This is a genomic window from Salibacterium aidingense DSM 18341, assembly GCF_000429685.1.
Taxonomy (GTDB): Bacteria; Bacillota; Bacilli; order Bacillales; family Marinococcaceae; genus Salibacterium; species Salibacterium aidingense.
Window position 1 is genome coordinate 71,473 of record NZ_AUCI01000011.1, and the last position, 26,941, is coordinate 98,413.

The 26,941-nt window shown below is 42.5% G+C and carries 26 protein-coding genes and 1 pseudogene; 22 read left to right on the forward strand and 5 right to left on the reverse strand.

What is annotated here, in order from left to right:
* Positions 1–2: 2 nt before the first annotated feature.
* The 5 genes from G475_RS0112160 to G475_RS24895 all read left to right on the forward strand — a co-directional run bounded on the left by G475_RS0112160 (position 3) and on the right by G475_RS24895 (position 6,297).
* Positions 3–1,505 carry a tripartite tricarboxylate transporter permease gene (locus G475_RS0112160; RefSeq protein WP_026701542.1) on the forward strand — a complete coding sequence of 501 codons (1,503 nt, stop codon included), beginning with the start codon at positions 3–5 and terminating at the stop codon, positions 1,503–1,505.
* Positions 1,506–2,549 (forward strand): tripartite tricarboxylate transporter substrate binding protein, encoded by a 1,044-nt coding sequence (locus G475_RS0112165; protein WP_026701543.1) that lies wholly within the window; start codon positions 1,506–1,508, stop codon positions 2,547–2,549.
* Positions 2,550–2,603: 54 nt separating this feature from the next.
* A complete protein-coding gene (locus G475_RS0112170; protein ID WP_026701544.1) occupies positions 2,604–3,650 on the forward strand; it encodes an Ldh family oxidoreductase in 1,047 nt (348 codons plus the stop codon).
* Between the two features lie 79 nt (positions 3,651–3,729).
* Entirely contained in the window at positions 3,730–5,076 is a 1,347-nt protein-coding gene (locus G475_RS0112175) for a hypothetical protein (protein ID WP_026701545.1), read from the forward strand.
* A gap of 18 nt (positions 5,077–5,094) precedes the next feature.
* Entirely contained in the window at positions 5,095–6,297 is a 1,203-nt protein-coding gene (locus G475_RS24895; RefSeq protein ID WP_051302455.1) for a mandelate racemase/muconate lactonizing enzyme family protein, read from the forward strand.
* 251 nt (positions 6,298–6,548) lie between these two features.
* On the opposite strand, the gene G475_RS0112185 is transcribed toward G475_RS24895, so the two are convergent.
* Positions 6,549–7,520, reverse strand: coding sequence for an aldo/keto reductase family protein (locus G475_RS0112185; protein WP_026701546.1), 972 nt, complete (start codon positions 7,518–7,520; stop codon positions 6,549–6,551).
* A gap of 14 nt (positions 7,521–7,534) precedes the next feature.
* Complete coding sequence (locus G475_RS0112190) at positions 7,535–8,386, reverse strand: NAD-dependent epimerase/dehydratase family protein (RefSeq protein ID WP_026701547.1); 852 nt, start codon at positions 8,384–8,386, stop codon at positions 7,535–7,537.
* Between the two features lie 145 nt (positions 8,387–8,531).
* Between G475_RS0112190 and G475_RS0112195 the strand changes: the two genes are divergently transcribed.
* The 8 genes and pseudogenes from G475_RS0112195 (at position 8,532) to G475_RS0112230 (ending at position 14,281) form a co-directional block, all read left to right on the forward strand.
* Complete coding sequence (locus G475_RS0112195; protein ID WP_026701548.1) at positions 8,532–8,855, forward strand: winged helix-turn-helix transcriptional regulator; 324 nt, start codon at positions 8,532–8,534, stop codon at positions 8,853–8,855.
* A gap of 82 nt (positions 8,856–8,937) precedes the next feature.
* Complete coding sequence (locus G475_RS0112200; RefSeq protein WP_407636204.1) at positions 8,938–9,372, forward strand: GNAT family N-acetyltransferase; 435 nt, start codon at positions 8,938–8,940, stop codon at positions 9,370–9,372.
* 64 nt (positions 9,373–9,436) lie between these two features.
* Complete coding sequence (locus G475_RS24900; RefSeq protein ID WP_233275771.1) at positions 9,437–9,838, forward strand: SRPBCC domain-containing protein; 402 nt, start codon at positions 9,437–9,439, stop codon at positions 9,836–9,838.
* Positions 9,839–10,107: 269 nt separating this feature from the next.
* On the forward strand, positions 10,108–10,590 hold the full coding sequence (locus G475_RS0112210; protein WP_026701550.1) for a hypothetical protein: 483 nt from the start codon (positions 10,108–10,110) through the stop codon (positions 10,588–10,590).
* An 80-nt stretch (positions 10,591–10,670) separates the two neighbouring features.
* Positions 10,671–12,107, forward strand: a complete 1,437-nt coding sequence (gene rlmD, locus G475_RS0112215) for a 23S rRNA (uracil(1939)-C(5))-methyltransferase RlmD (protein ID WP_233275772.1) — start codon at positions 10,671–10,673, stop codon at positions 12,105–12,107.
* A 76-nt stretch (positions 12,108–12,183) separates the two neighbouring features.
* A pseudogene (locus G475_RS24905) lies at positions 12,184–13,030 on the forward strand (sialate O-acetylesterase).
* 100 nt (positions 13,031–13,130) lie between these two features.
* Positions 13,131–13,343: a hypothetical protein gene (locus tag G475_RS0112225; RefSeq protein ID WP_026701552.1), complete on the forward strand. Its 213-nt coding sequence runs from the start codon at positions 13,131–13,133 to the stop codon at positions 13,341–13,343.
* A gap of 161 nt (positions 13,344–13,504) precedes the next feature.
* Positions 13,505–14,281 (forward strand): class I SAM-dependent methyltransferase, encoded by a 777-nt coding sequence (locus tag G475_RS0112230; protein ID WP_026701553.1) that lies wholly within the window; start codon positions 13,505–13,507, stop codon positions 14,279–14,281.
* 202 nt (positions 14,282–14,483) lie between these two features.
* On the opposite strand, the gene G475_RS24910 is transcribed toward G475_RS0112230, so the two are convergent.
* Complete coding sequence (locus tag G475_RS24910; protein ID WP_051302458.1) at positions 14,484–14,786, reverse strand: hypothetical protein; 303 nt, start codon at positions 14,784–14,786, stop codon at positions 14,484–14,486.
* Between the two features lie 674 nt (positions 14,787–15,460).
* Between G475_RS24910 and lhgO the strand changes: the two genes are divergently transcribed.
* Positions 15,461–16,645, forward strand: a complete 1,185-nt coding sequence (gene lhgO / locus G475_RS0112240) for an L-2-hydroxyglutarate oxidase (RefSeq protein WP_026701554.1) — start codon at positions 15,461–15,463, stop codon at positions 16,643–16,645.
* 910 nt (positions 16,646–17,555) lie between these two features.
* On the opposite strand, the gene G475_RS0112255 is transcribed toward lhgO, so the two are convergent.
* Complete coding sequence (locus G475_RS0112255; RefSeq protein WP_324603215.1) at positions 17,556–18,539, reverse strand: type ISP restriction/modification enzyme; 984 nt, start codon at positions 18,537–18,539, stop codon at positions 17,556–17,558.
* Here G475_RS0112255 and G475_RS0112260 point away from each other — a divergent pair.
* The 8 genes from G475_RS0112260 to G475_RS0112310 all read left to right on the forward strand — a co-directional run bounded on the left by G475_RS0112260 (position 18,427) and on the right by G475_RS0112310 (position 25,546).
* Positions 18,427–18,888, forward strand: a complete 462-nt coding sequence (locus G475_RS0112260; protein ID WP_026701556.1) for a hypothetical protein — start codon at positions 18,427–18,429, stop codon at positions 18,886–18,888. The genes G475_RS0112255 and G475_RS0112260 overlap by 113 nt on opposite strands.
* Before the next feature lie 49 nt (positions 18,889–18,937).
* Positions 18,938–19,399 carry a hypothetical protein gene (locus G475_RS27200; RefSeq protein WP_156911680.1) on the forward strand — a complete coding sequence of 154 codons (462 nt, stop codon included), beginning with the start codon at positions 18,938–18,940 and terminating at the stop codon, positions 19,397–19,399.
* Between the two features lie 30 nt (positions 19,400–19,429).
* Positions 19,430–19,573, forward strand: coding sequence for a hypothetical protein (locus G475_RS27205; RefSeq protein WP_156911681.1), 144 nt, complete (start codon positions 19,430–19,432; stop codon positions 19,571–19,573).
* 677 nt (positions 19,574–20,250) lie between these two features.
* The gene (locus tag G475_RS26350; protein WP_026701559.1) at positions 20,251–21,609 is read left to right on the forward strand and encodes an S-layer homology domain-containing protein; all 1,359 of its coding nucleotides are present in this window, start codon (positions 20,251–20,253) and stop codon (positions 21,607–21,609) included.
* Positions 21,610–21,951: 342 nt separating this feature from the next.
* The gene (locus G475_RS0112285; RefSeq protein WP_026701561.1) at positions 21,952–22,497 is read left to right on the forward strand and encodes a restriction endonuclease; all 546 of its coding nucleotides are present in this window, start codon (positions 21,952–21,954) and stop codon (positions 22,495–22,497) included.
* Between the two features lie 1,002 nt (positions 22,498–23,499).
* Positions 23,500–23,841, forward strand: a complete 342-nt coding sequence (locus G475_RS0112300; protein ID WP_026701563.1) for a PadR family transcriptional regulator — start codon at positions 23,500–23,502, stop codon at positions 23,839–23,841.
* A complete protein-coding gene (locus G475_RS26355; RefSeq protein ID WP_051302460.1) occupies positions 23,838–24,686 on the forward strand; it encodes a permease prefix domain 1-containing protein in 849 nt (282 codons plus the stop codon). Before G475_RS0112300 ends, G475_RS26355 begins: the two co-directional genes overlap by 4 nt.
* Before the next feature lie 248 nt (positions 24,687–24,934).
* Positions 24,935–25,546 (forward strand): hypothetical protein, encoded by a 612-nt coding sequence (locus G475_RS0112310; protein WP_026701564.1) that lies wholly within the window; start codon positions 24,935–24,937, stop codon positions 25,544–25,546.
* Positions 25,547–25,665: 119 nt separating this feature from the next.
* On the opposite strand, the gene G475_RS0112315 is transcribed toward G475_RS0112310, so the two are convergent.
* Positions 25,666–26,832 carry a DUF4317 domain-containing protein gene (locus G475_RS0112315; protein ID WP_026701565.1) on the reverse strand — a complete coding sequence of 389 codons (1,167 nt, stop codon included), beginning with the start codon at positions 26,830–26,832 and terminating at the stop codon, positions 25,666–25,668.
* Positions 26,833–26,941 lie beyond the last annotated feature (109 nt).

Below are 26,941 nucleotides of genomic sequence, written 5' to 3' on the forward strand. Positions count from 1 at the left end.
ATATGGCAGCTGATTTAATAGCAGGTTTTTCTTCGATGTTCACTCCCTATAACATGCTGTTAATTGTAACAGGAGTGGCCATGGGACTGGTGTTTGGTTCAATTCCCGGTTTAACAGCGACAATGGCGGTGGCGATTTGTCTTCCGATCACATTTACGATGGATCCTGGCTCCGGCATGGCGCTGTTAATGGGATTATACATTGGCGGCGTCTCAGGCGGGCTCATTCCAGCCATCCTATTAAAACTGCCGGGAACCCCTTCGTCGATATCAAGTACATTTGACGGCTACCCTATGGCTCAAAAAGGGGAAGCAGGCAAAGCTTTTGGACTAGCATTTGTTTTTTCGTTTCTTGGTGGGATATTGAGCATTACCGCTTTAATTTTAATATCTCCCCCATTAGCTGAATTTGCCTTACGATTCGGCCCAATTGAATACTTTGCTATTACGATGTTCGCATTAACGCTGATTTCAAGTTTATCCGAGGGATCGATCGTAAAAGGCATGCTGAGTGCTTTACTTGGTATATCGCTTGCTATGGTGGGGTCGGCCCCGATTGATTCCTTCCCGAGGTTTACCTTTGGCATGGGGCAGTTGGATGCTGGTTTCAATTTACTCCCAGCATTAATAGGGTTATTCGCTGTGGGGGAGATATTAAATATCTCGGAACGGAAAATTAGTCCCTTAACAAAAGGGAACACCCCTCCCCCTAAAATGAAGGGATTTGGATTTTCCCTTTCGGAATTTTTCAGTCAGGGCTGGAATTATTTACGCTCTAGTTTAATGGGAGTAGGCATTGGTATTTTACCAGGAATAGGAGGTGGTACAGCTAACATCATCGCTTATGCAACAGCTAAGAACCAATCCAGGTACCCTGAAAAATTTGGAACCGGAATCCCAGACGGCGTTGTCGCCTCGGAATCATCGAATAACGCAGCGATTGGAGGAGCGCTTGTTCCATTAATGGCGCTCGGTATCCCGGGAGACACGGTAACAGCAATGCTGCTGGGCGGACTTGTCATTCATGGTATCCAGCCGGGGCCGTTGTTTTTCACCAATGATACCGATATCGTTTATGGTATATTCGCAGCATTAATTATTGCTAATATTGCGATGTTTCTGTTTCTTTCTATGGGAATACGATTATTCGTAAAAATATTGAGCATTCCAAAGCACATATTACTTCCTATTATTCTAGTCCTTTGTGCGGTGGGAGCTTTTGCAGAAAACAATCGTCTGTTTGATATTTGGGCTCTTTTATTTTTTGGGATACTTGGATATTTATTTCTTAAAGGTAAATTCCCTATAGCTCCTGCGATATTAGGATTTATTCTGGGGCCGATAGCTGAAGAGAACTTGCGGAGGGGACTGCAGTTGACTCAGGAGAACTTTTGGCCGTTTTTAACGGAACCGATCGCAGCGGTATTCTGGATAATCGCACTGCTCTCTGTAGTGCTGAAAGGCTGGAAAAACTATCATCAAAAAAAATCCTTAGGAGGTACGTAAATGAAGGTAAATAAGTGGAGATTTTTTATGGTATTGGCAGTTGCAGGTATGATTGCTTTCATGGCCGGATGCGGAGGGGACACCGCAGAAGACACAGGTGGAAGCAGCGCTGAGTCTGAGGACAACAGCACAGATAGTGAAGACGCAGAAGCAAATGACAGCAGTTATCCAGAAGAATCTATTGAAGTTGTCGTCCCAGCCGGGGCAGGCGGTGATACAGACAGAAATACAAGGACATTAACACAGCATCTTGAAGGGGAGCTGGGTGTGGACCTTGTTGTTCAGAATGTCGAAGGTTCTGGGGGCAGTACCGGATCGAGTGAAATTTTAAATGCCGACCCGGATGGCTACAGAGTGCTGGCGTATCATGATGGAGCCCTTATTAATAAACTGCTTGGGCTGACCGATTATGAAGTGAACGATTTTGAAGTTGCGGGTATCAGTGTGCTCGATCAAGGGAACTCCTTTTTGGTAAGCGGTGAATCAGAGTTTAATAGTTTAGAAGATATGGTGAAGTATGCGGAAGAAAATCCAGGGGAATTAGCAGTAGCCACCGAAACGGGTTCTTTCACTCACTTACAGCTGCTGGCCCTGCAGGAAGAAGCGGGTGTGGAATTTAATATTGTTGATGCCGGCGGAGCCTCCGATAAAATCACGGCCCTGCTTGGCGGGCAGGTAGATGTCGTTCCTACTCAAATTGGTCTTGTCGGAGAATACATTGAATCTGGTGAAATGAAAAGCCTCGGCGTTATGGCGGAAGAGAGACTGGAACAATTTCCGGAGGTTCCTACCTTTACCGAGCAGGGATATGATGTTCAGTTTGACAAAATTTTCTTCTGGGCTTTTCCGCCTGAAACTCCTGAAAACATTGTGAACACTTTTTCTGAAGCGATGGAAACAGTGGTAACCGAAAATGAAGAGTATAGAGAAGAAATTAATGGTCATGTCGTATCTCCTGAATATATGGGACCGGAAGAAGCTTCAGAATTTATTGCTGAAACCCAGAAACGGTATCAGGAAATTTATGAAAATAGCGAACAATAAAAAACGTACTCTCGAAAGCAGTAATCGAAGGGGCAGGAAGAAAGGAAGGAACAAATGAAATTTTATCCCGATCAGTTAGTAAGCTTTGTTTCGGACGTACTTCAAACCGTTGATCTATCAGCGGCGAACAGCTACATTGTGGCAGAAAGCCTGGTTTCTGCCAACGTTCGGGGCGTGGATTCGCATGGGGTGACGAGAGTACCAATTTATATTAAAAGGCTTAAACACGGCATTGTTACCCCGAATCCGGATGTGAAAATGATTAAAGAAACAAATGCCGCTACGTTGATAGACGGTGATGACGGCATGGGACAGATCGTGGCAGAAAAAGCGGTATCGGAAGGAGTGAAAAAAGCAAAAGAACATGGTTCGGCCAACATCGCTGTGACAAGGTCGACACACTTTGGCGCTGCCGGTTATTTTGTCAAAAAGGCACTGGAGGAAGATGTGATAGCCTTTGCTATGTCCAATGCCCCTGCCAATATGGCGCCTTGGGGCGGGGTAACTCCCTATTTCGGCACCAATCCCTATTCCTACGGCATCCCAGCTTCCAAACATTTTCCAATCGTTTTTGATATGGCGACCAGCGTGGTGGCCCGCGGTAAAATCATTTCCGCAGAACAACGGGGGGAAGACATTCCAGAAGGCTGGGCTATTGATAAAAAGGGACGGGCTACGACAGATGCGAAAGAAGCGCTGGAGGGAACCGTACTGCCGTTTGGCGGACCGAAGGGATACGCGATGGCAGCCATGATTGATATCATGAGTGGGGTATTATCAGGTGCAGGGTTCGGCCCCCGGGTCCGTCATATTTATGGCGATTATGAAGCTCCCCAGAATGTCGGGCACTTCTTCCAGTTCATAGATGTTAATGCCTTTATGCCCGCAGCGCAGTTTAAACAAAGAGTCGATCAAATGATAGAGGAAATCAAAGAAACAACCAAAGCCGAAAATGTGGAAGAAATATTTTTACCCGGGGAAATAGAAAGCAGAACCGAGCTGGAACGGAAACAGCATGGATTTGATATTGGGAAAGAAGTATACGAAGCATTAAATGAAACGGGAAAGGAGTGTGGAGTAAATATAGAAGAGTACCATTGATGACACAGCGCTGTTTTCCGTTAAAGGGGAACAGTGCTCTCCTTTTGAATAGATCTTCGATGAAAATGGGGTACAAACGATGGCACGTATCAAGAGAGGCTTTCTATTACTGATGTGTTTTGTTTATTTTATAGATGCCTTTTCCCTTTCCTCTCTCGTTCACACGCTTTTAATCTTTATTGTCTGCATAACATTTCTATTATCGATCACCACGGTAGATAAGAAGACGATGGTCATGGGCGGTATCCTGTTTGTTTCCGGGATTGTAATGAACATCATAGTAAATGGAGAAGCGGTAATCAGCACGATGGGAGAAATGCTGCAAAATCTGCCTTTGCTGGTATTAATGACGCTTTCTCCCTTATTAGCGATCCCTTTAAAAAACAGTGGATATATTGATTCGATTCAGCGTTATTTAAAGCAGGTAAAAGACACGCCCCACAAACTATTTACAGGCTTAACTTCTGTTCTGTTCCTCATCACTCCTGTCTTAAGCCTCGGTTCTGTACGCATTCTTCATGAAATACTGCAGGATAACAAATTCGAACCAGCGTTTCTGGCAAGAGCCTATTTTGTCGGCTTTTCTACAGCGATGGTGTGGTCTCCTTATTTCGGTTCCGTTGCCCTGTCTTTATATTATTTGGAAATACCATTCAGTCGTTATATTTTATTTGGTCTTCTTTTAGCATGTCTTCAGCTGGCGGTGGGAAATCTTATCTTCTTTTTATTTCAGTATAAACAGAAAGAAAAGCAGGCTGAGGAAAAGCAGCGTTCGGAACCAATGCTGGCTCTGCTTTTGAAAATAGTGGCGTTACTGGCTGCGTTAATTGGGACACTCGTCTGGATCGAGTCATGGACCCAGCTTTCCATGCTGCTTTTAGTCAGTTTGACGTCGGTAATCATTCCTATGCTGTGGGCTCTTATAACCCGGAAGTGGAAGCTTTTCTGCAGTCATGTTAAAACGTTTGTGAAGAATATGGATCACAGCATTAATACAGAAACGGTGTTGTTTTTAAGTGCCGGTTTGTTCGGGGCCGCTGTGGCCGCTTCTCCATTTTCCGACGTTATTCAGCAAATGTTTGAAGCCGTTTCTTCGATTTCCTTTTTGCTGGTGGCCACCTTCATCATCCTGTTAGTTATTGGTTTAGCCTTTATCGGTGTTCATCAGATCATTACTGTGCCTGTTCTGGCTATGCAGATCACCCCGGAAACACTCGGAACTGACCCAATTTCACTAATTGTCGTTTTATTACTTGCCTGGTTTATGGCAGCGATTATCAGCCCGTTCAACGCCATTACCATTTTTATATCCAACGTGGTTCATCGAAGTACACTCACCGTGGGGTTACGGTGGAACGGGCTGTATATTGCTTCGATGTATGCGGCCGGAATGATGTATGTGTCCATCCTGCACTATATTTTGTAAGGCAGAGGAGGGAATCGTTTGTATATTACGAAGATAGAATCGTACCGGATGACCGGTCATCCAAGAGAATTACTCGTACAGATTCACACGAACGAGGGAATAACCGGACTTGGCGAAACAAATGCTAAACCGTCTCCAGTGCAGGAGATGATTCATACGATTGGTGCCGATCTGCTTCTAGGCAGAAATCCGCTGGATATTGAAGCGATTTGGTCTTCCTTTTACCAGACGTTTAACCATCATGGATCCTCTGGATCAGAAATGAGAGCCCTCAGTGCGATAGATATCGCCCTTTGGGATATTTTGGGTAAGGTGAGCCATCTTCCACTTTACAGACTGCTCGGCGGGGCTTCCCGGAAAAAAGTACAAGTATACAACACTTGTGTCGGTTATTTAAATAATAAGGATAGAGACCGGTTTATAAACGAGCCGGAAACGTTAGCAGAGGAATTTTTGGAAAAAGGGATAAACACATTAAAAATCTGGCCTTACGATGAATTAAGCAAAGAATATCAAGGAAATTATATTTCCCCTTCGTCTGTAAAAAAGGGGGCAGAGCCGTTTCGAAAAATCAAAAATGCGTTTGGCGGGGACATCGAGCTGGCCCTGGAAGGACACGGCAGGTGGAACCTCCCCAGCGCCATCCGTATTGCAGAAGAATTACAACCCTATCAGGTATGCTGGCTGGAAGATTTAACCTTGGTGGATAATCTGGAAACGATAAAAAAGCTGAAGCAGTCGACGACGCTTCCTGTCGCTGCAAGTGAACGTTTGTTTACAAGATTTGAATACGATCAACTGCTGAAAACCGGTGCCGCTGATATCGTCATCGCTGATCCGGCATGGACCGGCGGCATTAGTGAGGTCAAGAAAATTTCGGCAATGACCGAGGTGCAGCATCTGCCGTTTGCTCCTCATAACTGCGGCGGTCCCGTTCTGCATTCGGTCAACACTCATATTTGCTGCAACATTCCGAATCTGTGGATGATGGAAACAGTAAGAGCTTTTTATGAGACATATTACACGGAGGTTGTGACAGAAATTCCTGAAGTAAAACAGGGATATATTCAACCACTGGAAAAGCCCGGCCACGGTATAGAACTAAGAAAAGAATTCTTTCAACGTCCGGACCTTGTGCAAAGAGTGTCGGAGACGAAGGAAGCAGATGGAGAACAACAAGTATATAATACCTCTGGGACAGGGGACCCCTGGAAGCGGTGAGGAGAAAGAAGGAGGCCGGATAAAGGAAGCCGGCATCCTTTTTTTGAAGATTGGCGGTGGCGGACATCTGTTCCGTTATATGAGGAAATCCCCCTGTATTTAACCAACTTTCGGACATTTAATACCTTATTTGCTTTTTTCTTAACAAATACAAACAGGTTTTTGCCGATTAGAGGAATAGATGTCCGAAACACCTTTAAAAAACCGGAATTTGGGAGAAATAACGGAATAAATGTCCGCCTGGGACAGCGTTACAGTTTCAGTTCTTCCAGCTCTTTCAGAATTTCTTCGATTTCATCCAGAATATCATCATTCAGCTCGACTTCTGTTGCCTTCAGGTTCTCTTCGAGCTGGGACGGACGGCTGGCTCCGACGATGGCGGAGCTGACTCCGGGCTGGCGCAGAATCCAGGCAAGGGCAAGCTGGGAAAGTTTGATGTTCAATTCATCCTGGGCGATTTTTTCGAGCCGGGCGACTTGTTCAAGAATCGGCTCAGCGAGGAACCCGCTGACAAATTTTCCGATGTCTTCATGTGCGGCGCGGCTGTCGGCCGGGTATTTTTCTTTGGGCTTGTACTTACCGGTGAGTACTCCCTGGGCGAGCGGGGAAAAGACGACCTGGCCGAGGCCGTATTTCTGGCTGACCGGAAGGACTTCTTTTTCAATATAGCGCCGAATCATATTGTAAATCGGCTGATTAGATACCGGAGGATTCAAGTTCCGGTCTTTTGCAGTGTGTACCGCATCGGTGATTTGCGCGGCGGACCATTCGCTGAAACCGTAATAGAGTATTTTCCCCTGCTTAACCAGGTCATCGAGCGCCATTAAAGTTTCGTCGACGGGCGTTTCTGTATCATAGCGGTGGCACTGGTAGAGGTCAATATAGTCTGCTCCCAGACGCTGCAGGCTGGCATCGCACTGTTCGATAATATGTTTGCGGGAGAGACCTTTATCGTTGGGACCGTCGCCCATGGGGAAATAAACTTTGGTCGCGAGCACATAGCTGTCACGTTTAAACTCCTGAAGCGTTTTTCCGACGACTTTCTCCGCCTCTCCGCGGTTGTACACATTCGCGGTGTCGAAAAAATTAACGCCGTTGTGGTAGGCGGTGCGGATGATATCGGCAGCATTGCTGTCTTCCACCGTCGAACCGTAGGTCAGCCAGCTGCCGAGCCCGATTTCACTTACTTTGAGACCGCTGTTTCCAAGTCTGCGATATTGCATGGTAGATTCCTCCTTTATTGTAACGATACATGATCACGCCAAAAATGAACAGGCTTCCAGCCAAGCAATTTTTTGGCTTTTTCATTGCTTACTAAGGTCTGATACTGATCAATCGGCCCGCGGATATCAGTCACTTCGGGAAATTGGCTTGTCATCAGTTCTTTGCTCGGAATATCCATGCTGGTGTCGTCGGCAGTAATGTTCAGTGCTGCCGTCCCGAGACCGTCTTTCTCCACCGCAAGCCTGTAGGCTGATGCCGCATCCCGGCTGTCAATGTAGCTCCAGAGGATGGGGGCGCGCTTAGAAGCATCATGTATAAAGGACGGGAAGTTCTCATACTTCACTGGAGAAATCACATTGCCGAGACGCAGTGATACAATCTGCATCCCGCTTCGGCGGTGAACGGCTTCAGCGGTTTGTTCATTGACTATTTTAGAGAGGCCGTAACTGTCCTCGGGAAGCTGCGGATGATCTTCATCGACAGGAACATACTGCGGCTCCAGGCCATTCTTAGAAAAAACGATGCCGTACGATGATTCGCTCGAAGTAATAGCTGCTTTGCGGATCCCTAGATGTTCCGCGGCTTCGAGTATATTGTACGTGGCCATGACGTTATTTTGAAAGGTCACTTCGTTGGGATGGGAATAGGCGACGGGAATAGCAGCTAGATGGACGACCGCATCAGCACCTTCCAGCACTCCGTAAACCTGCCCGAGATCCGTCAAATCAGTAATGACGGTGCGACAAAGGGGCTGATCCGGTTTGATGCTCTCTGCGTTTATGACTTCATACTCATGGTCCAGGAATTCCTGCACCACAGAAGGGCCAAGCAAACCGCTTCCTCCGGTAATAACAACTTTTCTCAAACGATTCGACCTCCTTTTCTATTTTTATCTTATAGAGAAAGCGGTAACATTTGAAGAAGTGAATTTTTTTATATATAATGAACGGAAATGAACTTAGTATTATTTTTATAGTTAGTATAAAGGAGATAGAAAAGGAGGGAACCTCATGGCTACACAGGATCCGGAACTTGCCGGTGTCGAATGTTCGATTGAAAAAGCCTTGGATGTGATCGGCGGCAAATGGTCCTTTCTTGTATTGAAAGAATTATTTGAAGGAACACGGCGGTTCAACGAGATAAAAAGGGCTATTTCTACGATCAGCCCAAAAGCTTTGACGGACACCCTCCGCCACCTCGAAGAACATAACATCTTAACTCGCAAGGTGTACCCGACAGTCCCGCCCAAAGTAGAATATACCCTAACGGAAAAAGGCCAGGAACTGCACAAAATTACGAAGGAAATGAAGCTCTGGGCAGCGAAATGGACGTGAAATCTTAGGAGGTGGTTTTTTGGATTATCCGATTCTACGATTACATAAAGAACATTGGCCGCAGGTGAAAGAAATTTATGAGATGGGAATAGAAACAGAGATTGCTACCTTTGAAACCGAAGCTCCCTCATGGGAAATCTGGTCGGCTACGCATGACCTTATCTGCCGGCTGGTGGTCATGGATCAGGAAGGAGAGGAAGTGCTCGGTTTTGCAGCGCTGTCCCCGTTTTCCAACCGGGAAGTCTATGCAGGTGTAGGCGTGACAAGTATCTACATACGAGGCGATGTACGAGGTAAAGGTGTCGGCACTGCTCTGCTGAAGCAACTGATCCGGGTGAGTGAAGAAGAAGGCTACTGGATGCTCCAGGCTGGTATTTTTCCGGAAAACCGGACAAGCATTAAAATCCATGAAGCTGCCGGATTCCGTAAAGTCGGGACACGCGAACGGATTGGAAAGCTGAACGGTGTCTGGCGCGATGTTGAATTATATGAACGCCGCAGCGATATTGTCGGCTGACCGGTGGCAAGACAGCAGAAGCACCTATTTATTAGTTTGGGACTACTGAAAAGGAGGAAAATAGATGAGTGATTATGGAACCCTGCATGAGGATAATGGACGGTATGCTTTAAGGTTTGAACGTTATTTTCCGTATTCTCCGGGAGATGTTTTCCAAATCGTAACGAATCCTGACGATTTTGTTCAATGGTATCCGTTTGCTACCGGGGAGATGGACCTTCGTACAGGAGGGGAGATTGCCTTTGATGATGGGGAAGGGACTGTTTATGAAGCGGTCATCACAGAGTTGGACGAGCCCCATACCTTTGCTTTTCGCGAAGTCGATGATTACCTCCAGATGTCCTTGCAAGATGAAAAGGAAGGATGCCGATTGATTTTCATCCATACCTTTGATGACGAGGATATGATTATGTATGTGGCAGCAGGATGGCACCGATGCCTCGATGTCCTGAGCCAGATGCATTAATGGAGAACCGATAGAATGGAAAGACAACGCAGTAGAGCTTAGAGAACACTACCAGAAAGCATTTCACTTGAAGGAATAAAAGCAGCGCTTCCCCTCTTTTTTCAATCCTCCCTTACGAAAGAGCGGGCCTTCCCCATGCGTTAATGAAAAAACCCCCGTATAGTCTCTCCACCCATTTCTTTTGACCTGAGAATGGATGGTACAATTGGTATAGGTTTGGAATAATATGGATGAGAAAGATGCCCCGACAATAGAGAAGGATGTTTACTATGAAAAAACGTATTGTATCCCTGCTTGTCGTCGTGTGCAGTGCAGTAGTTCTTTGCGGCTGTAACAGGGAGGACGAGGCAGATTACCATTATACATGGTCTATCACGAAAGAAAGTGATACGTGGAAGCTGGAGGATTACGTTATAGAGATTGTACCGAAGAAATTAACCGCAGGACGCGGCACCCTGCAAATGAAAAACACCGAAGAATACAATACGGATTTTTTTAATTTTGATACGTATGTTGTTCACGGTAATAAAAAAAGGAGAATCCATTCGAAGTCTGTGTCGGGGGCAGCTATTGATATAGCAGAAGAAAAAACGGGAAACATAGAAGAAGATACAAGTTTTTACAATAACGACAGTTTTTTGACTGCCGGTGACATAAACGCTATTTATATGATGATAGAATGGTGGGATACAGAACAAGAGGAAATAGTGAAAGAAAAAATACCATTATACTCGGGTGGTGCTGGTAATTAGCATCAGACCAGATACTTAGGAGGAAGCGGCAAAGCACCGGTTAAATGGCAGGGTTTTGTGTTAAAATGGCGGATAGCAGAATGGAACGGTTAGGAGAAAGGACAACAATGATGGCAAAGAATCAAAACAACAACGCCCCGGTACAGAAAAATGATATCATTACCGCAACATTTGAGGACCTTACCCATGAAGGAGCGGGTGTCGCAAAGGTGGACGGGTACGCCCTGTTCGTGCCATACGGTCTCCCCGGCGAAACCGCCAAAATCAAAGTACTCAAAACGAAAAAAGGCTACGGCTTTGGAAAAATGCTCGAACGGATAGAAGAAAGCAGAGACCGCACCGATGCCCCCTGTCCGATCTATTATCTCTGCGGCGGCTGCCAGCTCCAGCACATGACATACGAGGCGCAGCTCCGATTTAAGCACAAACAGGTACAGGATGCCGTCACCCGCATCGGCGGTCTCGACCATGTACCTGTTCATCCCACCATCGGAATGGAAGACCCGTGGCGCTACCGTAACAAAGCGCAGGTTCCGGTTGGCACCCGCGACGACGGTCATCTCAAAGCCGGCTTCTTCCAAAAACGTTCCCACCGCATCATCGATATGGAAAGCTGTATCATCCAGCAGGGAGCCAACGACGAAGCCGTGCAGATCGTAAAAAATATTGCTGATCATTACAACATCAAGGCCTATGACGAAGAATCGCACCGCGGCACGCTCCGCCATATCGTTACCCGCCAGGCCAATTCCACCGAGCAGCTGATGATTATTCTCGTGACCAACGGCCCGGACCTGCCGCATAAAAAAGATCTTATCCATGACCTCCGCGAAGCGATGCCGAATGTCACCTCGATCGTGCACAACGTCAACAGCAAAAAAACAAATGTCATTTTCGGCGAAAAAACAGAGGTCATCTGGGGCGACGAATATATTTACGATTATATCGGCGACATCAAATTCGCCATTTCCGCACGCTCGTTTTACCAGGTCAATCCATCTCAGACGAAGGTACTTTACGACAAAGCGCTGGAGTATGCGGAACTCCGCGGAAACGAAACCGTTATTGATGCCTATTGCGGCATCGGCACGATTTCTCTATTTCTTGCCCAGAAAGCCAGGCACGTGTACGGTGTCGAAGCCATCCCGGAAGCCGTCAGCGACGCTAAACGGAATGCGAAGCTGAACAAACTCGATGACATCACTACGTTTGCTGTTGGAGAAGCCGAAGAACTCGTCCCGTGGTGGCACAAAGCAAACGGCCTCCAGCCCGATGTGTTCGTTGTCGATCCGCCCCGCAAAGGCTGCGACGAAAAACTGCTCCAAACCATGATCGACATGCAGCCGGAAAAAATCGTCTACGTCTCCTGTAATCCGGCGACGCTCGCCCGGGATCTGAATATTCTCGAAGACGGCGGGTATGAGACAAAAGAAATCCAGCCCGTCGATATGTTCCCGCAGACGAATCATATAGAGTCTGTGACCTGGTTGGAAAAAAGATCTAAAAGAAGCGTTTGAAAGAAGCGGGGGAAAAGGGAGGGTTCCTGTTTTTTTAGGCTTCGTAAATATGGAACAAAACGAAAGGAGGAAGACTATGGTAAAATCGTTTTTAATGGCAGGACAGTCGAATATGGCAGGACGAGGGTTTATTCATGATGTATCTCCAATTATAATGAACGAATACAAATGCTGCGAAATGGGAGATGGCAGATGATGACGGAGCCCATCAATTATGACCGTCCTGTTGCAGGAATAAGTCCGGCCGGTTCCTTTGCAGAGGCATGGTGCCGACAAAATCAAGAAGATACGATTGGCTTGATTCCTTGTGCCGAAGGGGAAGCTCCCTGGATGAATGGGCTGTAGATCAATCCCTTTTTAGACATGCTGTAACGGAAGCAGAATTTGCGATGCAGAACAGTGAGTTAACAGGGATTCTATGGCACCAAGGAGAAAGCGATAGTTTGAATGGCCACTACAAAGACTATTACAACAAATTACATTCCATTATTGAGGCTCTCAGAAAAGAATTACATGCTCCGGATGTTCCCCTCATTATTGGCGGTTTGGGAGATTTTTTAGGAGCGGAAGGATTTGGAAAACACTGTACGGAATATCCCCTCATTAATAAAGAGTTACAAAGATTTGCGTTAAACGAAGCGAATTGTTACTTTGTCACGGCTTCAGGTTTAACCTCTAACCCTGATGGTATTCATATGGATGCCATCTCCCAAAGGAAATTCGGCTTACGATATTTTGAAGCCTTTCATAATAAGCAGCATGTATGGAAGCCATTAATGAACGAAGAGGAGCGGGTAAATCATACTCATGAGAGGACCCACACCAAAACAGAGAAGATGTATATAAAAAGCATGGAGTTAGTGTCAGGCAAAATATCGTATGATGCATTTGAATCTGAAGTCACACAAATGAACAAAGGTTAAACATTGTACATCGTTTGATGAGGAATATAATTGAATGATGGAGATATAGAGTTTTTATGTGAAACAACAAAGCCTAGTAAAATATGAAAGGAGGGGGAACATGCAGCGCTATCTTTATGCGTACAAAAATCTTTCGACCGAAGTGGAGAGTACATTCAGCATCCCTGCAAACTCTGAGGAGGAAGCTGCTTCGAATATCCGGGAGGCCGTAGCCGATGTGGAATTCGCAGAGAAGGAAGAAATTGAAATCCTGCATTTCATCAAGACGGTCTCCACGCAGGACCACTTGTATGAATGCGAAAGCTGTACTTAATGGAAGGGTAACCAAACAAACATCTGACAGAGTGTTGGAAAGAAGGGGTCGATAGACGGTTTCCAGTGCGATGGTTATCAGGCCCCCAGCCGGTTGCAAGCGATTAACATATAAAGGGTTGATATCGTATGAACAGATTTAACTTGTGTGGGGGGATTTAAATGTCAAAAACGGCAGGTACCGAAGAAGCAATTAAAAGATGGGATGCATATGCAGATACCTATTCAAAAAATCATACCGAACAAGGAGACCTTCATAAAGAAATCTTTTTAAATCCTGTTTTATTTTCATTTATGGAAGACTTAAGGAATAAAAAAGTATTGGATGCGGGATGCGGGGAAGGGTATTTAAGCAGGATTTTATCTAAGTTTGGCGCGAATGTGACAGCAGTAGATTACTCTTCAAGAATGGTGGAAATTGCAAAAGAAAGAACACCAAATGATTTGTTAATTAGGTACATAAAAGCCAATTGTGAGGACTTAAATATTTTAAAAGATAAAAGCTTTGATTTAATAGTGTCTAATATGGTTATACAGGACCTTGCGAATTATGAAAAAGCATTTCAGGAAATGAACCGATTATTAGTAGATGGTGGCAGTCTTATTTTTTCAATACTACATCCTTGTTTTGTTACTCCAGAATGTGGGTGGGAAAAAACAGAAAGCGGCGAAAAGTTATATTGGAGAGTAGATAGGTATTTTTACGAAGGTGCGTACGAACAAGGCTTAGGTGATAAAGAAAAAATGCTGTTCTTCCATAGAACACTAACTAGTTACATAAATACTCTAATCAAAACGGGCTTTATTATAGAGCGCATGGAAGAACCAATGCCATCAAATGAAATGTTAAAAAAATACCCTTCATTTGAAGAGGATTTTAGATGTGCTGACTTTATAGTGTTTAAATTAAAAAAACAAAAAGAGGCGAAGACACAATAAGAAGGATCTCGAGGGGGGACGAAAATAAAAAGCGAGTACCCCTTGACACATCCTAACCCCCTTTATCTTTCGACATTAACCAATATTCACATTCTTTTTTTCTCTTTATGTTAAAAATATTCTTATGATATGGATTACCCTTCTCTTTGGTCTCTTGGGAACGGGTATGGAAAATATTCAAGCAAAGTAGAGGCTGGGTGTATTAATTGTCCAAGTTGCCGAATGCATTGAAACTGTGAGCTGCAAATGTGTTTAAGAATTTTTTTCCCTTTTCAAACGACAAAACGAAAAAGGTTAGGCCTATTAATCCCGATAGAATAGATAATGTTATCGGAACTCCTCCTATTTCTCTTATAGCCGTGCCAAAAACTCCATGATTTGTATTCCATCCTTGACCATCATTACCTGCTAACGTTTGCGAATAGACCGATGCAGCAATTAGTGTAGAACTATATAGAATCGCACTCAAAAACAATAAGAACAAGCCAATAATGGTATTTTTCATGCTACCCCCTCCTTCCAACAGACACGAATCAGATTACTCTTATTTTATCATCGATATCCACTTACATAAATATCCATTTCACCTTTGAATTTAGGAAATCAAGTCTCGCTTGGCCTTTGGAATTATTAAGGGTTTTTATATAATAACTGAAGAATAGAGGGCGTCGGACAGCTAGTTTCCGATATTGTCCTGTCGCTTCTATCCTAAATGGTGGAAGAAGAATGAAAAAGTATAAAAACCGCCCATGGGTAAGGCATCGTTATTGCGTAGCAGCAGGGAAAGTATAAAGGCGGAAATAAACGATATCATCCCGGTGCCAAAGGTAGAGATAAATTGGCGTATGATGAAGTTATACGTTCATTAGAAAATGGTGTTTCTGTCATGGATATACATAGAAAAACCGGCCTATCCCGACTACGATTTATACGATAAAAAAAGAAACAACAAAAAACAGATTTGTATGATCCGTTCACAATCGTCAGCGGTTTTAAGTGAAACACAGGCAGAAAAACCTGGTCTAAAGTGGTGTTTCCTGAAGCAGGCGTGATTAATTTAATCCGATGTATGATCGAGTTCTAAAAGAAGAATCTGATTTCTTAAATTAAAATATAATGGATTTTAAGCTGAAGCTGAAAAGATAAAAAACTTGATGTACTATCAGGAGGATAACGTGGATGTATGATTATGTCATCATAGGTGCAGGGATCGTTGGATTATCAGTTGCGTATACTATTCAAAAAAAACAACCTGATGCCTTTATTGCTGTACTAGAAAAAGAAGAAGCAGCAGCTCTTCATCAAACTGGGAACAATAGTGGGGTTATTCACTCCGGGATCTATTACCCCCCTAAAAGTTTTAAAGCTGCGTTCGCCAAAAATGGAAATCGTTCCATGATTACTTTTTGTGAAGAACATGAAATTCCATATGAGCAGTGTGGAAAAATAATAGTGGCGACAGAAGAGAAACAAATGGCCTCCTTACAGAACTTATATAAACGAGCCCAGGACAATGAACTAACTGTGTATTGGTTGGAAGAGGACCAATTAAAGGAGCGCGAACCACACGTGAAGGGGGTCGCCGGTATCGAAGTACCTTCCACGGGAATTGTGAACTATAAAACAGTAAGTGACAAATTAGCAGTACTAATTCAGGAGAAGGGCAACCACATTTTCTTTAATGAACAAGTAATCAGTATTAACGAAAATGATGAGGTAAGTATTAAAACAAGGAAACAAACTATAAATGGCAAGAAAATGGTTAATTGTGCCGGACTTCATAGTGATAGAATTGCCAAATTAGCCGGTTATCATATGGATATGCAAATTGTGCCTTTTCGAGGAGAATATTATCAATTAAAAGAAGAAGCCCGCCATTTAGTTAAACATTTAATATATCCAGTTCCCAACCCGGATTTCCCATTTCTAGGCGTGCACTTCACAAGAATGATTGATGGAGGAGTGGAAGCAGGACCAAACGCAGTGCTAGGATTAAAAAGGGAAGGTTATTCTAAAATGGATTGGAATGTCAAAGACTTAACACAAGTCTTGGTGTTCCCCGGATTTTGGAAATTGGCTTCGTCTTATATCAGGGAAGGTACTGCGGAAATGGTGCGATCTGTCAGTAAAAAATCATTCATCAAAAGTTTGCAGAAATTAATTCCTGAGATCACAGAAAATGACATTGAAAAAGCACCAGCAGGAGTGAGAGCACAAGCTCTAAGATTAAACGGTAAACTTGTTGATGATTTTTACATTGTAAAAGGCAAGCACAGCCTTCATGTTTGTAATGCCCCATCCCCTGCAGCTACAGGTTCTCTTCAAATTGGGGAAGAAGTGTTTCAAAGATTTCAAGAATCATGACTGAGATGATAATAGGTAATGTACCTAATCTCAAGTAACGTTCGATTATTTGATAGAGAAAAACTCATCTCATGGTTAGTTAGACATAAAGAAAGTGTTTAATCTACATGCTCCTTTGGGATGGGCAACCCCCCTACCGAATAAAAATGGGAGAATGTCTGATTACCAGACTATAGTGGTGATACTGACTGTATTGTTTATCGCTTTCAGACAACAAATAAAATCCCATCCTTAGAGCAGCAACTCTCTAAAAGGTTGGGGTTTCAAATATCATTCAGTCTTGTTGCCCTCGTTAAAGGGCTATTTACATTGGATCAAATAGGGTAGGGGCAAATACGTTGTCCCTGCCTTTTTATTTGTATGCTCCCTTTACACGTCAGTGGTATCGGTATCATTATTTCTTTTTCTGTTGTTTTTGAGATGGAAGATGATACTTGTTGGATAAAGCCTTTATTCGCTTTGCTTCCTTTTTCGCTTCTTCTTTAGACATTTTAACTTTCACGTGTTTTCCCCTCCGTACTTCGTCTTTTTCCTCCATTTTCGCCAATCCATAAAAGGTTTAAACATGCAGTTATTCTTGGGACCGTAGGAAAGTGTCCCAGAGTTAAGGGACGGTTATCTATTTGTCCAGAGCAATAGAATGGCACTTACAATAGGATATTTTAAAAATGCACCAACAGGAAAAGCACGGCATGGGATATCTTATTTAAGAGGCATAACGTCTTCCCCACTCCAATATAGATGAAGATAGATGTGGGACGTTGGGAAAGTGTACCAGGGATTACTTTGGTTATTTGGAGGGATTATCCGGTGGGGGATACAAAAGAACGAGCTGTTCGTTCCGAAACATGCAGCAGCTAAGATTAAGCAGACCACTTTTCAATAAGAAGAACCCATGATTGTCATGGGGTCAACTTTTGTCTTCTGTATCGATTTCTTCTAATGGCGGCATCGATTCCATGATTTCGCATGTTTTAAGGCTTACAGTGATAATCCGCTTCAAAAGATCCAGGATATAGCGCGGATCATCCGAATACTCGTTGGGATCTTGGACAATACCACTGGCTTTATCTGTTTTCACTTGGTATTGATCCATAATCCATTCGATAGCGGAGCGTTCGTTCACTTGGTATTCATACGCTTTTTCCGGAATGCCTTCGAGGGTAATGGTGTTGTTGTAAATGATTTTAGACTTATCTTTTTTCTGTCCGAATTTCATTTTTTGGACACGATAATCCGGTGTTCCGGTTACTACTTCGTCAACGGAATAAGGCACGACTTCTTCATACTTTAAATGCCAATGACTTAAATCCCTACCTACTTTACTAAACTCCCTAAATTGTTGTACTAAAGGAATTCTAGGCAACGTTTTTTGTAAATTCGCTTGATACTTCTCCTTATAATCAGGAGAATGTAGTATTCCGTATATGTAATAAAAAACATCTTCCTTGTCTACTTTCTCACTAGGGAAAGCATCTTTAAATCTTTTTAATGTTTGATCGGTAATGTTTTCATGAGTTAAATAAAGAGTGTCTTTTGAGTCATTCTCTTCATAACGATAGAATGCAAAACATTGCCCGTTACTTTGTAGTTGTACGTCTGGAAGAGTGTCGGTAATAATGGCGGAAAATTCTTTATTAGACCCAACACCACTAATACAAATAGCTTTATTGTTTACTGTAGCTGGAGGAAACATTTTATACATTTGATATACTCTGTGATTTATCATCGAATCATAATAAACCCATTTTTTACAGTAGGGACGGTACAGAGACTGATAAATGCGTTCTTCTGAAGGAGCGATCATTGCAGAAAAGATAGCGGCTGGTTCCATCACCACAAACATGATTGATAGTGCTGGTATCAATGCAGGTGTCATCACGGCAGGAACCATGCTGCTCAACCGTTTAGAAGGCGGAACACTTACGTTAGGCGGCGGTTCACACGGAGACGGTTCATTATTAGTTATGGAAAATGATGAAACAAATATAGCCGAGATCAATAAGGATACGGTTGCTTTCTCTGAAATCACCGTCGGTACAATTAATAGCCCCGATATTGTTTATCGAAATGAAGAAGATTACACCATTTATGTTCGGCAAACAGGTGACGACGATAATGACGGTTCTCTTGATTTTCCAAAGCAGACGATTCAAGCGGCAGTAAGTAGTATCCCGAAATTTAATAATGGACGTGTGACTGTGGTTATATTCGACGAAGGCGTAGACAGTACCGTATATTGAGGATGTTGTCATAGAAGGGTTTTTCGGCGGCGGAATAATAGAAATAGACATGCAAACAGAGAGGAACTTCTTAAATGGTCATTTTAATGTGTTTTCCTGCACGAATGACATTGTATTAAACAACTGTTATTCCAAAAATCCGTACACGTATCCAAGCACAGAATATCGTGAGTCCTGTCTTTATGTTAGAGGTTGTACGCATGTTGATGTAAATAACAGTTACTTTGAAGGCGGTATTGACCGAAACATGGGATATACCGTTCTATCGTATAACTCTTATCTGCAAATGAGTAACTGCAATACCCATGACGGAGACGCAGCTAGTATTGGTTCACTTTACGGATCAAGAGTAGATGTATTCGATGGGAAAGGTCGTGGTGGTGCTTATGCCTTTCGTGTTAGCGGTGCTTCTATTGTAGCTGGTTCTGGTACGTATGCGAGAGGGGATACAGCACAATTCAATGAGACAGATGGTGGTCTATATACGGGGGTTCATGCGACAGAAGATTAGGTATCCGTATCTATCGGGATGATCCAAACGATGAACCGCCTGATACCGGAACACTCGTTGCTACATGGGAATCGAACGATTCTGCTTCTTGGCGTACCACTTACGGTTGGAGAACAGATAACAACTATGTGTATCAAGGAGAATATGGCGGTTGGGGTGTTCAAGGGAGTGTGAGTTGTATTGGAAAGATAGAAATGAAACTAGAAAACGGAGAGAAAAAAGTAGAATTATGTTTGCAGGAATTGAGCGAACACACTTCTAAATTCATTGCTGAATTGTTGTGGAACGGTTTGCAAGAGAAAGCGTTCCAAATCAAGACGAAGTAGAAGAGAAAGAATCGTCCAGCGATGACTTTGAAAGTCCAAAATTAGGATATCAGACTTTCGAGAATGGAAAAAAAGGATTGCACCATCCTACATCAGAATATGAAAATGCACCAGAAGTAAAAAGGGAATATGGCGTTAAAATAATAGAAGGAGAAAAGCGGTATCAACTTTTTTATATTTGCCCCGACTGTGGAAATAAAGATAAGCATTTTGTTCCAAAAGGAATGGTATATGTCAATTGTCATGAGTGCGGAAAACGAATGAAAACGAGAACAGCGGATCACAGAGGGTTGCCGAATAAAAGACGAATTTAGCAATTTCTATATAGCTGGTGAGTTTAGGCGTTCTTTACATGATAAAGAGGAAGAAGATAACGATATGAAACATGCAAACTAGTATAATAGACCAAAAGGCTGTAATAGGGTACATACTTTAGCAGCCTTTTTTCATTTCGAGGGAAAAAACATTTCAAAGGTTATCTTTCTCTTGTACAATGACTGTGAAAATAGAAGGAGGATGAGGAATATGAAAAAAATAGCAGGGGTGGCGTTGTTATCAGGTTTACTAATTGCTCCATCGGCGGTATCGGCGGTTGAATTTCCAGATGTTCCACCAGATTTTTGGGCGTATGATTCCATTGATAAACTATCAGACAGAGGAACCATGAGCGGTTTTCCTGACGGAAGATTCGGGCCGAATGAGCCAGTAAAACGAATTCAAGCAGCTTCTATGATTAAGAAGGAATTAGGATTAGAAAGGCAAGATGATGAAGTCCGAGACTTTAATGATATTCCAGATGACTTCCCACAAATGGATGTCATAGACGTGATGGATGAAACAGGTATTTTGCGAGGTTCAGACGGAAACTTCAGACCATATGAACCCCTGACAAGGGCACAAATGGCTTCCGTTATGACAAGAGCATTAGACCTAGAAGATAATGAAAATTTCTTCTTTACGGACATACAGCCTGACTATTGGAACTATGGAGATATAAGCGCTTTGGCACATAGCGGTATTACAGGCGGTAAAGATGACGGAACGTTTGCACCTTCTGAAGCAACGACAAGGGCGCAATTTGTCACGTTTCTCCATAGATCCACAGACGAGGATTCAGACAGAGAGCCTATTGATCCAATGGCAGGAGATTATGGGAAGTACGTTGTCAAAGATGATTTATTATATGGTGTGTCTGATCCTTCTACATTAAGTGCATACCAAAAGAATGAGAACGGTGAATATGAAGAAGTAGAAAGCTATGCTATTGAGGATACAGAGGTTTACAAAGAATCGAGCGAAGAAGAAAGAAAGCTGATAAATTTTGATATGGATTCTAACTTGCGCGTTGGACTTGGCAGCGGAAATATTGCTGTTCCTATTACAACAGAAGAAGGCACGGACGGATATACGCTTAAAAACGGAGAAATAATAGGAACTCGCAGTAGTATGAATCTAAATTACGTTATCGTGGAAGATGGGTACACCCATTTTTATTTCATAGAAAACGGCGTGTTAAAAGACGAAGTACATTCTCCTGGGGATTACAATTATGAAGTGAAAGAGATCATAGAAGTTTCTAGTGACCAATTACATTTTGCTGGTTCAAAAATATTTTTCCGAGATGGAAACAGCATTGTCGCCTTTGATATGTTAAGTAAAGAAGAAGAAACCGTGTACACTGGCAAAATTGACAAAATGACCATTTTGGAGGATAAGCTCGTCGTCACCAGGCAGGACGGAATGACAGTCATGGACCTTGAAGGTGATGTGATACGAGAAGAGGAAGATGAATGGCTGCAAGGTACGTTTTTCTTGGAAACAGCGAATGGATTAGAAGTTAAATTAGCAGACAACGGAGGAATGGTTGAATACATTGAGCGTTAAGAAAAGGGAGCTTTTAGCTCTCTTTTTTTTTGTTTTTTAACCAAAAATAGACCTTGCTGCAGAATCCGTGTACCATGTTTCAAAGAGTGTGAGATAGCTAGAATTTTGCATTTACCCCTACAACTACCCACGAAAAACGTTCTTGAACTGGTCAATAATCATCCCGACATATTTGATATTTACATAGCACAAGCGGACACGTTGGGCGTAACCCACAGAGATATTCAAGTGGCTTGGGGGTTTATAGGATACTTTTTTGGTCCTAAATATCCTGACGCGAAAAGCTGGTCCTCTATGGATCATGACGATGATGAGAAATTTTTGTAGAACAGGTGGAGAAAATTGAAAGAGAAAGATATTGAATCATTAGCAGGTTTTGTTGTTATTGGATCCTTTCTATTCGTCTTATGGCAGACAGGGTCCTTTGGGTTGTCGGTGGCAGCAGGTATTACCGCGTTTTTTTTGATCATGGTTTTCATCGTTGGAATGGAGGTGCTCAAAAGAAAACGGATTCGACATTCCGGCATTAAAGGGGTAGATCGCATGAAAGGGAAAACGTTTGAACTATTCCTGGAGGAACGGCTGAAACAGGAAGGGTATAAAGTGAAACGAACAGCGCAGGGGGCAGATTACGGGGTGGATTTATTATTAGAGCAGGGTAATACGACCATCGCCGTTCAGGCGAAGCGATACCAATCCAATGTAGGGGTGAAAGCTGTCCAGGAAGTCCGAAGTGGAATGGATTACTATCAAGCGGATCAAGCGTGGGTTATCACTAACAGTCATTATACATCCAACGCCTATCGCTTAGCCTACAAGAATAAAGTCACTCTGATTGACCGGAAGCAATTGATCACTTGGCTTTCCAGGCAGCAACAAAGTGGATAATCATTCCTTTCTGTCCGTTTATAATGGGATGTTATATAAATCTTTAGTAGACTAGCCCCCTACATGTATAAAATTTCTCTTAGGTACTAACAATTTCATCCCTTTAGTTGGCTCCATACCATGTAACAAAAATTTATAGCCCCATGTTATTTTTTCTTTTTCCTTGAGAGATGATATTTGTCAGCCAGTTTTTTTATTTTTACGGCCTCCTTTTTCGCCTCTTTTTCAGACATCTTAATCTTCATGTGTTTCCCTCCGTGTCTCTTTTTTTCCATAATCGCCATCAAGACAAAGATTTATACCTCCATTTTTCTAAGGCTATTCTTGGGACGAAGGGAATGTGTCCCAGGAGTAGTCTATAAATTTATGAATTTTGGCCTGCCTTGTTCATTATCATTACTGTGCTTATTTCAAAAGTAGGGTGACTTTATCACTTCGAAGCGTTCATAACGTCTTCCCCACTCCCATATGGTTACTGGGATCGCTGGTTTATTGGCTGGATTCAGCCTATCACAGAACGTAAATTCAATTTTATCTCTTAAGCTGAGAATCGATCTTTATATCCTTGGAGTGGGAATAGCTCTTCTTCTTCTCTATTTTATTTTTGGCGGAACTTTCCTCCTGATTGGAACAATTTTAGGAATTATGCTCGGAATCACAAATTATAAGAAACATAAGGATCATTTGAAAACATAGAATAGTTTATCAAGTGAAAAGGGATAGATATATTCAAAAAGGAGGAACTGGAAAACCCCTCCCCTGTTATATCAATGAACATATGAGCATTTATTTTTCCATCGGATAGGGAGCTTATGCTTTTATTCAGTATCGTCGTTCGATAACTCTATAGCAAGATTAGTATCTTAAATAAAAATTTGTAAGCACAAAGTCTTTTAATACTTAGCTTAAAAACATGCAGAAGCATGTATTTTTTATTAATAAATACCTTGTATTATGAGGTATTATTTTTTACAATAAATAACAAAGGGAGGGTCGATATTGGTGCAGATTTCGAAAGAATTGATGAAGGGAAATATCGATACGATAATTCTGGCTCTGTTACATGATCAGGATAGGTACGGGTATGAACTGGCCAAGTATATTCGCATTAAAACAATGGACCAGTTTGAATTGAAAGAGGGAACCCTTTATGTTTCTCTCAAAAGGCTTGAAAACCAAAAGTGGGTACGCTCCTATTGGGGAGATGAGCAGGGCGCAGGCGGGCGGAGAAAGTATTATACCTTAACGAATGCGGGCTGCAAAACACTGCGGGAAAAGAAAAAAGAATGGGGCTTGATGAGTGACATTATGAATGGCTGTTTGAGCGGGGTGACAGACCTATGAGACAAATTGATACATATGTAGAACAAGTGTTTCAACAACGGAATAAGGATAAACAGGAAATTCTGGATCTGCAGAATGAAATGAAAAATCATTTATATGAATCAGCTGAAGATATCAAGCGGAAAGGTTTTTCTCAGGAAGAAGCAGAAGAATTAGCCATTCAACGATTTGGAGGAGATACTGTTATTCCCCGTATCCTGGATGAAGTTTCAAAGCAGCAGAAATCCTTTGCGAATAAGCTGTTATACGCTGGGATTGTGATACTTTTCCTTTCCATCGTCGGGGGATTTGGTCTTTCCAACTACAGTGAACATATGGTCATGGAACAATCAAGGATAGCAAGCAATGTAATGAACATCATCATAGACGAACACAAGGAAATTTCCGATGAGGTAGAATGGCAAATTCATCAGGAAATAGACAGCCCTTATCTCCAAGAACTCTCCGTATATCATGTCAATGAAGAACCGATTGACGATGCTGTATCAAAAAAAGTGGTTGAAACAGAACCGCGTTTTTCTTTCAGTCAGGAACCTTCAGGGATAGGCAGTGTTTTTCTTAGGGGAGGGATTACCGCGCAGCAAAATATGAATTGGAAAATAGAAACGGATATAAACACCTTCTATGAGCTTTCTGCCTTGATTTTCTATACAGGTATCCTGCTGTACTGGATCCTATTTTTCCTATGGGGAATTATTCATGTCCACCATAAAAATGCCTCTGCCTGGCGTTGGGGAACGATCATTTTTCTCTTCAATGTTGTCGGTTTTCTGATATTTCGATGGTTTCATCCAAGCAGTGGAGAGAAAGAAAATTCGAAGCATAGAATTATCATGCTGTCCTGAAGACATAGTAAAGAAAAAGAATGGGAGGGAGAGGGTTTTGGTTTCTTTTTGTGCATTGTATCAAGAAACGCATCGCCCATAATAGTAAAAAACGGAAACAAAAAAACATAAAAGATTTACATTCCATCATAAATGTCAAATCCTCCGAAGCTTGGCAGGGAGAGACAAATGGATGCAGTGATGATTCATAGTGAACTGGAGATTATATAAAGCAATATATCTAAAGGAATAGAAAGGAAGGGTTTGCTTTGAATTCCAATAGGTCTTTGGCAGCAAGTATTATTGGTGGAATTATTGTGGTAATGACAGGGATTTTTCTTTTAAGTCCTGATGGAATATCTGATAATGACCTACCAAAACAAGCAGGAAACACAAATGAAAATACAAATGGAGCCAATAATACAGTGGATGACGATGACGAAGAAACATCCCAAAACACCGTATTGCTTCCCGATGGAGAAGACCTTCCTCAAGGGATTGATGAAAAGGGAAATACCCAAGGCCATAAGATCTCAGAGAATGGAGAGGAACGTCTCAATTCCACCGAAGCAAATCTTAAGGAAGGGGATTCGTTAAATAACAAAGACCTGTCATACATTGAAACGGAATATGCTTCCAACGATGACGAACTGCGAGAACTCTATATTGTTCAGAGTCCTGGCACCAGCCTCCCCCCAAATAAAGAAGACCTGGAGAAAGAAACCTTTGATAATGTAACGTTTTATTTTGAGTCAACAGAATCTCCTAAGATAGCAGATCGTTTTTATTTTATATATCAGGATGCCATGTTTAATGTAGGCGGCACGAAAGTCGACAAAGAGGAATTAAAAGGTGTGGTTCGTTCCATAATGGAAAACTAAAGATGTATGCCTTATTAAAGAAAGCAACTTAAAATTTTCAATAAGAAAATCTTGAAAGGGGCGGATCAGATTTCTACACTGCTTTTTTATACATAACTGTACAATTATTCAGTAACAGTTCATTCACTAAAAGCTTCCGGCAGCATTTTAAAACCGTCCACCTCTGCATCCTCATCCACTTCAATCATAATACAGCGTTTCCCCTTATAGTTAACTTGTCTGACGTACTCCAGGTCCTGAGGGCTGATGGAGATGTTGGCTATTTTGGTGTTGATCTTGATCGACTTTGACTTGTATTTCGGGACGATGCTGCTTGCTTTCAGTTCGTAGGTTTCATTATCGGCGGCCCGCTGGAACGCCGTTTTCACGTTTTCGGAATCGACTTGTTCCCCGCTCTGTTTCAGTACTTGCTCGACGTCTTTGTAATCGAGAGTGGGCGGCGTTTCTTCTTCATTTTCTTCAACAACGCGGTTAATTTCTCCATATACCGTTGCGAGGGTGGAAGGGCTGACCTGTTCTCCTACGACATCTTTTATGACTTCATCGAATACCGCTTTGTCCTCTTTTGCTGTCATGATCTCTTCTCCGTTCAAGACTTCTTCGATGAATCGGTAGTCCGGGTCACCTGCTTTCCCTGCCGCATAGAGAATACGGTTCACATCGGAAGCCCCATCTGTAATGGAGGGAAAAAGAAAGCCTGCCATTGGGTTTTGGAGATCAATAACCGGATCTACCTCAATGTTGTACTTAAACTCCTTCTCGATATAGTCGAACTGCATTTCTTTTTTTGGCTCTTCTGTTTTATTAATGCTGCAAAGAATAAAAGGATTCGAATAAACCGCATCCCGCTCGTTTTCCTCGGATTCCTCATTCCGACGTTTTGTTGGCTTTAAGTAGTCCGCGCGAATGAAGGTAATGACGATATCCTTTTCATACGGATGATCTTCAATCATCTTTTGCGTCATATGCAGCATCTGTTCTTTCCAGTCCTCCGTGTCCCTGCTCAAAAGTCCTTTATGTAAGATCAGCTGGCTGGAATGTTCCGCGTCCCGCCGAAATTTTAGTTCAAATAATTTTTCATCCAATTGACCGGTCAGCACTTTTTTAAAATTGTTCATGAAAAGCTCCTGCTGGTCCCGGTTAAGCATCTCAAACGGCTGACTCTGATGGTGATAAATCTCTGTCGTTTCCTTCATAACATATACATTGAAGATGTCGGAGATCTGTAGTAAATCATTATCTACTTTCAATTGCCTGCGTATCGCTGCTATGTCTTTTTTTTCCATGTAAGTTCACTCCTGAGATGTTTCGCGTATAGAAAATCAATCTTTGATTTTTTCATTTTAACATAAGTAGCCGTTATTCTATTAATTTAGTTGTAAATGATGAAATTAT